The 3,639-nt window shown below is 35.6% G+C and carries 3 protein-coding genes and 1 pseudogene; all 4 read left to right on the top strand.

Annotation, left to right across the window (positions count from 1 at the left end):
• Nucleotides 1-95: 95 nt before the first annotated feature.
• Nucleotides 96-1,220 (top strand): annotated as a pseudogene (locus WS44_RS08785) (sugar ABC transporter permease); the annotation flags it as partial.
• A gap of 2 nt (nucleotides 1,221-1,222) precedes the next feature.
• Nucleotides 1,223-2,080: a sugar ABC transporter permease gene (locus tag WS44_RS08780; protein ID WP_046434045.1), complete on the top strand. Its 858-nt coding sequence runs from the start codon at nucleotides 1,223-1,225 to the stop codon at nucleotides 2,078-2,080.
• 82 nt (nucleotides 2,081-2,162) lie between these two features.
• Nucleotides 2,163-2,783, top strand: coding sequence for a helix-turn-helix transcriptional regulator (locus WS44_RS08775; protein ID WP_288145729.1), 621 nt, complete (start codon nucleotides 2,163-2,165; stop codon nucleotides 2,781-2,783).
• Between the two features lie 339 nt (nucleotides 2,784-3,122).
• Complete coding sequence (locus WS44_RS08765; RefSeq protein ID WP_288145728.1) at nucleotides 3,123-3,551, top strand: ABC transporter ATP-binding protein; 429 nt, start codon at nucleotides 3,123-3,125, stop codon at nucleotides 3,549-3,551.
• The last annotated feature ends 88 nt before the right edge of the window (nucleotides 3,552-3,639 follow it).

Genomic DNA, 3,639 nt, shown 5'->3' with positions numbered 1-3,639 from the left:
ATTTAACTCGATTCTCCGGGAGCCATTTCCCGATTAGGCCTGTATTTCAAAATAAAATTGCTTAAAATCGTTGATAACACTTGACTTAGAGTAGAAAAAAAGTTGTCTATGATGCCGCGCAAGGTGTTTATGTCACCAAGCAACCTTCAAACTCAGTTTTGATTTTGCTGTTCGGTGTTTTGGCTATCATGTTATGTATTGCAATGATTGCTCTTTACATCGCCAACTTAAAATCAACTAGACACAACTACGTTTTGAAGCGTGATGGTGAACATATCGCAACTAACGTTGAAGAACTTAAGAGTTTGCTCGACACTCGTTTGCACGCAACCTTAATGTTTATTCCATTACTTGGTATTCTGTTCTTCACGGTTTTGCCAACGGTCTTCATGATCTCGATGGCTTTTACCAACTATGATCGTCAACACCCAATTGCCTTCTCTTGGACCGGATTCCAAGCGTTCGGTAATGTGCTTAGTGGTGACCTTGCTGGTACTTTCTTCCCAGTATTAGGCTGGACTTTGATTTGGGCTGTAGCTGCTACTGCTACTACCTTCTTCTTCGGAGTACTGCTTGCCTTATTGATCGAATCAAAGGGTATTAAGTACAAGGCATTCTGGAGAACTATCTTCGTAATTATTTGGGCTGTCCCACAATTCGTATCACTTTTGATGATGGCTCAATTCTTGGACTACCAAGGTGCTTTGAACAACATCTTGATGAACTTGCACTGGATTAGTTCGCCAATTCACTTTATTGACAACCAAGCTTCTCCATTAGTTGCAAGATTAACCGTTATTATCGTTAACATGTGGATTGGTATCCCAGTTTCAATGTTAGTTTCAACTGCGATTATCCAAAACTTACCACAGGATCAAATTGAAGCTGCCAAGATTGACGGTGCTAACGCAGTACAAATCTTCAAATCAATCACTTTCCCACAAATCTTATTTGTTATGGCACCTTCACTTATTCAACAATTCATTGGTAACATCAACAACTTCAACGTTATCTTCTTGCTGACTGGTGGTGCACCAATGAACAGTAAATATAACGGCGCCGGATCGACTGACTTGCTGGTAACGTGGCTATATAACTTGACCTTCGGGCAAGAGCAACGTTATAACGCATCAGCGGTACTAGGTATCTTAATCTTCATTATTAGTGCGGTTGTCTCGCTGATAGCTTACAGACACACTAATGCTTACAAGGAGGGCTAGACATGAAGTCATATACAAATCAAAGACGGCTCTCATTAATCTTCCGGTATATTCTCTTAGCGCTTTTAGCAATTATCTGGATTTTACCAATTGTGTGGATCGTCTTAGCAAGTTTTTCATATAACGATACTGGATTTGTTTCGACCTTCTGGCCAGAACAATTCACGTTGCAGAACTATATTGGGATCTTTACGAACCCACAATATCCATTTGGTAACTGGATTATTAACACATTGATTGTTTCTCTTGCATCAATGATCGTTTCAACATTCTTGACTATTTCAGTTGCTTATGTTCTGTCACGTCTTCGTTTTAGATTTAGAAAACCATTCTTGCAAATTGCTTTGGTTCTTGGGATGTTCCCAGGCTTCATGTCAATGATCGCTTTGTACTACATCTTAAAGGGTCTTAACATGTTAAACCTCTTTGGTTTATTCTTGGTTTACGTTGGTGGCGCCGGCCTTGGCTTCTACGTTGCTAAAGGATTCTTCGATACTATTCCTAGATCAATCGACGAAGCTGCCGAAATCGACGGTGCTACTAAGTGGCAAGTATTCATCCACATTGGTTTACCACTTTCAAAGCCAATGATCGTTTATACTGCTTTGACTGCTTTCATTGCTCCATGGACAGACTTCATTTTCTCAGGTATTATTCTTTCAACCTCAGGAAATGCCAAGACCTACACGGTTGCTTATGGTTTGTACAACATGGTGCACACAGCCAAAGGTAATGCGACTACATACTTCGCACAATTCGTTGCAGGGTGTGTAATCATCGCTATCCCTATCACTATCTTGTTCGTATTCATGCAGAAATTCTACGTTAACGGTATTACTGCAGGTGCTGACAAGGGCTAATCAAAAATTTGCTTATGCTAAAAAACGTCTTGCTTCGGCAAGGCGTTTTTTGTATGGGTTTTGAATGAGGAGATGGCAGCCAATGAACATTGGAGTAGCTTTAAAGCAAGAAAGAATAAAATTGAATCTTAATCAAAGTCAAATGGCTGGTAATGTATTAACTAAATCATTTTATTCAAAAGTAGAACGAAATCTTTACAGTATTAGAGCCGAAGACTTATTAAGCATTCTAAGTTTGCATAATATTGACTATTCTTCTTTTTTCAAGAAACTTGAATTAGAACATGATAATAGTAACAAATTATCAGAAGTAGAATGCACTAATTTATTACATGCTGCTTATTATCAAAATGATTTATCAAAAGTATTAAAAGTACAAGAGTTATTGAAGCAAAGAGATACTAGTAAGATCAATGTAAATAGTATCAATGCTCAAATCATCATTATCAAAGCTGCTATTTCGAACACTCTAGATAAAATCTCTCCCAAGGAAAAGGAATATATAAAAAGGACAATTTTTGAAACAGATAATTGGACAGAGAATAGTTTAAGATTATTTGCCATTTCAATGTTTATTTTTGATACAGATGATATGAATTCAGTTTTGACAATAATTTTAAATAATATTCAGGATATAAATTCTATTTCGGAAGATACGCAGAAAATATTTTCTGCAATATTAATTAATCACTTACTTACTTGAATTATTCACTTACCTACTCCAAGCCAACAGTAAAAAGCAATGTGTATCGATCTATAGATAGATTAAAAAATCTTAATGAAGAACCAAAAAACTGTTTTGCAAAGATAATGGTTAATTATTATCAATGCATTTTAGAAGGAGATTTATTAAAAGGACAAAAGATATTAGATTTTTTAAGAGAAAATGGAATGGATGAAATTGTCGCTAAGATAAAAATATAATCATTTTGAAAAATATCACGATGATTTTCAGAGTGGATTTAAAAAGCTTGATACTCCAATTAATCAAATAAAACTATCCCATGTTTCTTTCACATATCCATTTTCTAATGAAGAAGTCTTGCATGATATTAATTTTAATATTAGTAAAGGTGAAAAGATTGCAATTGTTGGCGAGAATGGATCAGGTAAGTCTATGTTGATCAAATTGCTTATGCGATTTTATGATCCAAGCAAGGGTGAAGTCGATCTTAATGGTAATAATCTAAAAGATTATGATACTAAGACTTACCGGAGTAAATTATCTGCAACATTTCAAGACTACTCTAAATTTAAACTGAGTCTGTTTGAAAATGTATCAGTTTTTCGTCATAGCAATGAAGATAAAGTAAAAGCTGCTTTAAAGAGTGCCGGGTTAAGTACTTTACTTGAAGATAAAGATATTAACTTAAATACAATCTTGAGTAAGGAATTTGCCAATGGTGTTGAATTATCGGGTGGTCAATGGCAAAAGATCACGCTTGCACGTGATATTTATAGTGATGCGTAAGTTGAGTTCTTAGATGAGCCTACCGCTGCTATAGATGCTAAAAGTGAAAATGAAATTTACGAACATTTTCTTGCAAAGAATAAGGATA

This window comes from Lactobacillus sp. N54.MGS-719 (assembly GCF_000980505.1).
Classification (GTDB): Bacteria; Bacillota; Bacilli; order Lactobacillales; family Lactobacillaceae; genus Lactobacillus; species Lactobacillus amylovorus.
Note: the sequence above shows the minus strand (reverse complement) of the source record. Positions and strands in the feature narration are given on the sequence as shown.